The sequence below is a fragment of the Acinetobacter sp. HR7 genome, from assembly GCF_000773685.1.
Taxonomy (GTDB): Bacteria; Pseudomonadota; Gammaproteobacteria; order Pseudomonadales; family Moraxellaceae; genus Acinetobacter; species Acinetobacter thermotolerans.
In genome coordinates, this window is record NZ_JPQO01000004.1 from 21063 (window position 1) to 27711 (window position 6649).

At 41.4% G+C, this 6649-nt stretch carries 5 protein-coding genes; all 5 read left to right on the forward strand.

Annotation, left to right across the window (positions count from 1 at the left end):
* Entirely contained in the window at positions 1 to 2490 is a 2490-nt protein-coding gene (locus GW12_RS00465; RefSeq protein WP_034581974.1) for a sialate O-acetylesterase, read from the forward strand.
* Positions 2490 to 2912: an NlpC/P60 family protein gene (locus tag GW12_RS00470; protein WP_034581976.1), complete on the forward strand. Its 423-nt coding sequence runs from the start codon at positions 2490 to 2492 to the stop codon at positions 2910 to 2912. The genes GW12_RS00465 and GW12_RS00470 overlap by 1 nt, the downstream gene beginning before the upstream one ends.
* Positions 2912 to 5401, forward strand: coding sequence for a phage tail protein (locus tag GW12_RS00475; protein ID WP_034581980.1), 2490 nt, complete (start codon positions 2912 to 2914; stop codon positions 5399 to 5401). The genes GW12_RS00470 and GW12_RS00475 overlap by 1 nt, the downstream gene beginning before the upstream one ends.
* A gap of 61 nt (positions 5402 to 5462) precedes the next feature.
* Positions 5463 to 5705, forward strand: a complete 243-nt coding sequence (locus tag GW12_RS00480; RefSeq protein WP_227504108.1) for a holin — start codon at positions 5463 to 5465, stop codon at positions 5703 to 5705.
* Complete coding sequence (locus tag GW12_RS00485; protein ID WP_034581992.1) at positions 5702 to 6484, forward strand: N-acetylmuramoyl-L-alanine amidase; 783 nt, start codon at positions 5702 to 5704, stop codon at positions 6482 to 6484. Before GW12_RS00480 ends, GW12_RS00485 begins: the two co-directional genes overlap by 4 nt.
* Positions 6485 to 6649 lie beyond the last annotated feature (165 nt).

The following is a 6649-nucleotide window of genomic DNA, read 5'->3' on the forward strand; positions in this document are numbered from 1 at the left end:
ATGAATCCATACCCAGCCATTGGCTGGGTTTTTTTATGGGGAAAAGAAATGCCTTTACCTACGCCTGAACAATTAACTGGTCCAAATGTGACAGAAGCGCAGTTTAAGAATGGGTTGAGTCAACTCATTAGCGGTGTTGTTAGCAAAGAACAATTGGAAGCATTAAAAAGTATTAATCCTGCAACGTGGTTCAAAACATCATCATCAGTAGCAGTGTCATACAACAGCACAACACGAACATTATCATGGTCGGGTTCACTGCTTCTTAATATTAATAGTAGCTCTATATCTAAAAGAACAGCGCTTTTGCTTCCTGCGCACTCCATCACAATTCCATCAAGTACTTATAATGTTGTCTGGATCGATTTATCGGCTATTCCTGAAAGCGGAACAGTTGATCCAGTATCGATTGTTAAAGTTGGGCGATATCAAGACAGTATTTCTGACCCCATAAATGCTTATACAGGTGCGCCACATCAGCTTCCGATTTTTTATAGAAACTCGAATGATTTTGGTCCATTAAATGGTTTTTTTGTTGGTGAAATTGAGGGTGTGAGAAGCACAGAAAGCGAAATGTTAAAAACGGAAATTTTAGCTGAAGTGGGTGCAGATTTACTCGACATACAAGGCTCATTTAAAAGTTCACTACCAGTTGTTTGGCTAAAAGGTACAGCGACGACTAAAATTAGTTATGACAAAGATTTGCGACTTTTAGCTTGGAATAATGTTATTGTTTTTAATTATAACAATACAATCTTAGGACGCCATGGATTAGCGATTCCAGCGCACTCAATTACAATTCCAACGACAAATTTTCAGGTTGTTTGGATTGATCTAAGAAATCTTCCTGTTTCTGCATCTATCACAGACCCATCACCATTTTTCAAGGTAGGTCGTTATAGTGATGTAAATACAGACCCAAATGCCTATGTCGGTGCATCGTATCAACTACCTATTTTTGTTGTGAATTTTGGCCAAGCGTATTCAGTAAATGGATTCTTCGATGGTGAAATTGAGGGCGTAAGAAGTAGTGAGTCAACTTTAATTAAAAGTGAAATTCTTTCAGAAATCTCAGGGTTGATACCCTCTACAACATTGCAAATTAATTCCGGATCGTCTGTATATTTGAATAGCGACAAACTGTATGAAGTGTCAGCAAGCGGAGAGCAATTGTTGGATGACATTTCGCCTAAAAAATATCTAACCGCGCATAAAGTTGCTAACAGTGCAGTTACACATGCAGATGTAAGTAGTATCAGTGGTGTAACAAGTTTAGCGGTTTCAAGGTTGTCAAATGAAGTTAAGCGCATACCGAGTGCAGATGATTTATTGATTATATTGCCAAGTTACGGTCAATCAAACTCCGTCGGTGTTGGTGGAGCTGGCGTTGGTGGCGCTGTACCTGAACAGTTTATGTATGACAACCCCTACGGTGATAGGTTGTTTATGTTTGCAGGTACAGACGTTCGTTTAGGATTTATTAGAGATTTAGAGAACGTCGTAAATGGCAGCACTTTAACGGATTTTCAACCGTTAAAAACGATTATTGATAGCGCAAACTGCGGAACGTCAGCGATTGAGGGTACAGGCAGAGCGTTAGCACGACAAACAGAATTAATGGGTATTAACTCCAAAATTTTGTGTTTTACATCAGGTCGGGGTGCATCGTATTTAACTGATCTTGTTAGCGGTACAGTGCCTTATACAAACCTAATGACTGGTATTGAGCGTGGCGTTTGGGTAGCAAACAAAAAAGGCTTAAAAGCGTATGTGCCTGCAATAATTTTTGTGCACGGTGAAGCCGATCACAATAATCCAAATTATGAAGCTGAATTAGATGCTTTTTACACACAGTTAAACAGCGATATTAAAACAAGAACAGGGCAAAGTGCGGATGTGCAATTACTAGTATCTCAACCGAGTTCGTTCTTTAGTAGTGTGAACGGTGTGCTTGGTTTATATAATGCTGCAAAAAATAATCCAAACATTCATCTTGTGAGTGCGGGGTATCATTGCTCGTTTATTAGTGATTATCTGCATTACGACCCGAAAGGACATTACAAACTTGGTGAGTATTTTGCAAAGGCGTTAAGTAATATTGTTGTTGGTAAAAAATATATACCCCTAATGCCAACAGCTGTTGTAAAAAAAGATGCTACTACAATTGAAATTACTTTTAACTGTGTTGGCAATCTTGTAGCTGATACTGTGAATATGACAGCGAAAAACTCAAACTGGGGATTTCAGATATTTAATGAAAATACTGAAATATCGATAACGTCAAAATCAATTGTAGGCAACAAGGTCATATTAACAACAAGTGCAAGCTTAACAAGTGGCCGCGTTGATTACGCGATGCAGGGTCAAATATCACCCCGCTCTGCAGAAAATGTCCCGCGTGGTCAATTGCGAGACTCAAGCACATATACATCAATTGTTGATGGGAAACCGCTATATAACTGGTGTGTTCATTTCAGAGAGACATTCTAATGAAAAACCTCGAAGCCGTTGCTGAAGCCATGACTTGGCTCGGCACACCATACCATCATCAGGGGCGTGTCAAAGGTGTGGGTGTCGATTGTGGAACGCTTATCTGTGAAGTCTACGAAAAAGTTGGACTCATGGATCATTTAGATCCGCGTCCATATCCACCAGATTGGCACATGCACCAAATGGGACAACGGTATTTAGAGCATGTTTTATCTGTGTGTGATGAAGTCGATGAACCACAACCTGGTGACATTGTTTTATACCACTTTGGCAAGTGCATCAGTCATGGTGCAATTGTCGTCGAATGGCCAACGATTATTCACTCCTATATTCATCAAGGAGTAATACTCCAAGATGGCACAAAAGGAAGTCTAGCTCGCAGAATTGCGGGCTTTTTTCGTATGAAGAGGCTAAAAGAATAATGGGCGGAATATTTGGAAGCACAACTGTCAGTACGTCTGATAAACGCATCAATTCGATGCGCATTCAGCAATCTGCGTATGGTCTGACACAGCCACTTGTTTATGGCAAAAATCGGGTTGCAGCGAATATGTTTTGGTATGGTGATTTTAAATCCACTGCCCATACAACGACCACTAAATCTGGTGGTAAAGGTGGTAAAACTAAGACCAAAAATACAACATATACGTATTCAGCATCTTTGATGTTGGGTCTATGTGAAAACAAAATTAAAGATATTGGCATCATTTGGCGTGATAAAGAACAGATCGTCACCAAAACTGAAGGCGGTGTGCAGCTCAAGCCAATAGATCAAGTTGGATTTGAACTCTTTGATGGTGATCACAATCCTGTTTGGGGTTATTTAGCATCAAAGCATCCCGATGAAGCGGTGCATTATCCATTCCTTGGATATGTGGCATGTGCAAATTATGATTTGGGCGGTAGTGCGGCATTATCGAATCATAATTTTGAAGTGATTAGCGATATTACCTTTTCAGAAACGATCCATGATGCCAATCCTGCTGACGTGATTGAAGATTTCATCACGAATCCACGTTATGGTGCAGCACCTAGCTTGAATATGGCAGATTTATCTGAATTTCGGACGTATTGTGCTGCCACCAATTTGTTGATCAGTCCTGCTTTGACAGAACAACGTGAAGCATTTGAAATTATCAATGAAATTGTGGAAGCGGTAAATTGTGCAGTGGTACCAAGTCCAGATGGATTAAAAATCCGTTCATACGGTGACAGTGCAGTGACGGGTAATGGCGTGACATTTACGCCAAATCTTGAACCGGTATATCACCTCACTGATGATGATTTTTTAGGTGAAGATCAGCCAGTACGTGTACGACGAAGCCGTGATACTGACGCATATAATCATTGTCAAATCGAGTATGTGAATCGCTTCAACCAGTACAATACGGAAACAGTTGAAGCCAAGGACCAAGCCAACATTGAAATGTTTGGTCTGCGTACACAAGATCCAGTTAAGTTTGACTTTTTTTGTGAGCCGAAAATTGCACGTCATGCGGTGCAATTGCTATTACAGCGAAAACTTTATGTTCGAAATGAGTATGAGTTTGAACTAGGTTGGAAGTACTGCCGACTTGAGCCGATGGATATTGTGACCATTACAGATGAATCCTTGGGTTTAAATCAGTTTCCAGTACGAATCACACGAGTTGAAGAAGATGAAGAAGGTGTGCTTTCGATTACAGCTGAAGAGCTGGCAGTCGGATCTCGTTCAGCAGTTGAGTATGATCTGCAATCATCGAATGGGTACCAAGGTGGCAATGAAGAACCAGGCAACGTCAATGCACCAGCAATTTTTGAGCCTCCTTTAGAATTGACGGATGGTAAAAATCAGATTTGGGTAGCTGCATCTGGTGGTATTAATTGGGGTGGCTGTAACGTCTGGGCAAGTTTGGACAATACAACATACGAAATGATCGGGACCATTTATGGCTCTGCTCGTTACGGTACCTTAGTTTCAGCCATTGATGCGGATGACACATCGATGCAAGTGCAATTGAATACTTCAAGCCAAATCTTTGGTGGTACGCTTGAAGATGCTGAAGTTGATGCAACACTGTGTAAAGTCGGTGATGAATATATCAACTATATTGATGCAACCTTGGATGGATCAGGGCGTTATACATTAAGTGGCATGCTTCGTGGCCGTTTTGATGATGCAAGTACACATAATGCAGGTGAATCATTTGTTCGTATTGACCGAGCCATTTTTGAATATGACTTCAACTCAAATATGGTGGGAAAACAGATTTATTTGAAGTTCACAAGCTTCAATGGTCTTGAGCAAAAAGAAGAAACCTTGGATGAAGTGACGGCATACAGTTACACCATCAACGGGGGGCGTCCTGCAGGTGTCAAAGGTTTATCGCTGCAGTCTGCATTTGAAGGCACAAGCTTTAAAGTTCAATGGCAAAGTGTAGCTGGCGCGACAGGTTATATTGTTCAGATTTGGTCAAATGGTCTATTGCTTCGTACAGTTGAAACGACGAATACCGATTATTCATACAGTATGGATGAAGCAAAAATTGATGGTATTCAACGAGCTTATACAGTACGTGTCGCAAGTAAAAACGGTTCGATTGTCAGCACTTTTGCAGAGCTGAATATCAGTAATCCAGTGCCACCACAATTGTTGAACGTGTACACGTCTGCCACTGCAGATTCGATCACAGTGACTTGGATTCCAAGTGAAGTGCCGGATCTGAAAGATTACCAGGTGTGGATCAGTACCAATGCGAACTTTGATCCTGATGCAACGGCAGCACGTTGGACAGGTACCGAAAATGCTTGCACGATTGGCGGTTTGCAATCAACGACAACATATTATGTGCGTGTTGCTGCGCGGGATGTGTGGAAGCCGACATCATGGAACTATTCAGCACAAATTACACAAGCAACCACTGAAAGTTAGAACTTTAAGCACAAAGCACCTTCGGGTGCTTTTTTATTGTCTTACATAGGGGCGCATATCTGTGCGAGCGCAATTAACAGCAGATACAGCGACAGTCATTAGTGATGTTGCAAGCAAGACTACTTATATAGGGGGCTTGGGCGGTTTTTTTGCTTGGATGCTATCAATTGATATTTTGCCATGGGCAGGGCTTTTTGTGGCCTTTGCCGGCTTAATTGTTAATTGGTACTACCGCAGACAAGAAAATAAGCGTGCTCAAGAAATTCACGAATTAACTTTAAAGCGATTGAGAGAAGATCAATGAAACTAATCGACAACTGGAAAGAAAGTTATAAGCTTTTAACTGTGAAATTAGGAGCTATCTTAAGCGCCTTTTTTACGCTCTTAATTTTGTTTTCTGAGCAACTTGTCTATCTGTGGAACTTAATCCCACAGCAACTGAAAGACATGATTCCAGATAATGCAGCTGCATGGGTGGGTGGTATCGTGGCTATTGCTATGACGCTGGCCCGATTGAAGAAACAGCCGGAACTACATCAGCAGCCTTTAGGCTTTGTCACTGTCACTGCTGGACATTCCAATACGGATCCAGGTGCGGTGAATGGCAGGATGAAAGAATCTGAATTTGTGGTGACGATCCGTAATGCATTGGCCTACTATTTGCGTGAAGCTGGTGTGCAGGTCAAGACTGATGGCATTGGTACCCAGAACGATCCTTTATCATCTGCAGTCAAATTGATTAAAGGTTCAAGCGTATCGCTGGAAGTTCACATGAATGCGGCAGCAAATAAGAGCGCCGTAGGTATTGAAACGATTTCGCTGCCTAAAGATAAGCTACTGGCCCAGAAGATTTCCAAAGCGGTGCAGAATGTGACCGGTTCTAAATTGCGCGGGGATAATGGCTGGATTGATCAGTCCAAGTCGGCACGTGGCAAACTAGCCTTTGTAGACAATGGCGGGTTAATTCTTGAAGTCGGTTTTATTTCCAATGATGCGGAAGCGAAGCTGGTGGAATCTAAAGCCTGGCTGATTGCCAAAGAGATTTCAAAAGTCTTGATCGAGCATGATAAAAAAGCCCTCTAAGTGAGGGCTTAGTCTTTTCCGGAAACTGTGGCGCAAGTTCGAGTCTCAATCCGAGGTACTTTTTATTGTTGCGTTACAGTTTGCGTTACAAGTATTTATTGTTAAATAAAAATACATATAGAACAATAAATTAAGTCTTTTATTAGATGCACGCTGAGCGCACCA

Bases quoted from the DNA above. Each gene is read 5' to 3' on its own strand.
- GW12_RS00465 (WP_034581974.1), top strand. From the start codon at position 1: ATGAATCCATACCCAGCCATTGGCTGGGTTTTTTTATGGGGAAAAGAA.
- GW12_RS00470 (WP_034581976.1), top strand. From the start codon at position 2,490: ATGAAAAACCTCGAAGCCGTTGCTGAAGCCATGACTTGGCTCGGCACA.
- GW12_RS00475 (WP_034581980.1), top strand. From the start codon at position 2,912: ATGGGCGGAATATTTGGAAGCACAACTGTCAGTACGTCTGATAAACGC.
- GW12_RS00485 (WP_034581992.1), top strand. From the start codon at position 5,702: ATGAAACTAATCGACAACTGGAAAGAAAGTTATAAGCTTTTAACTGTG.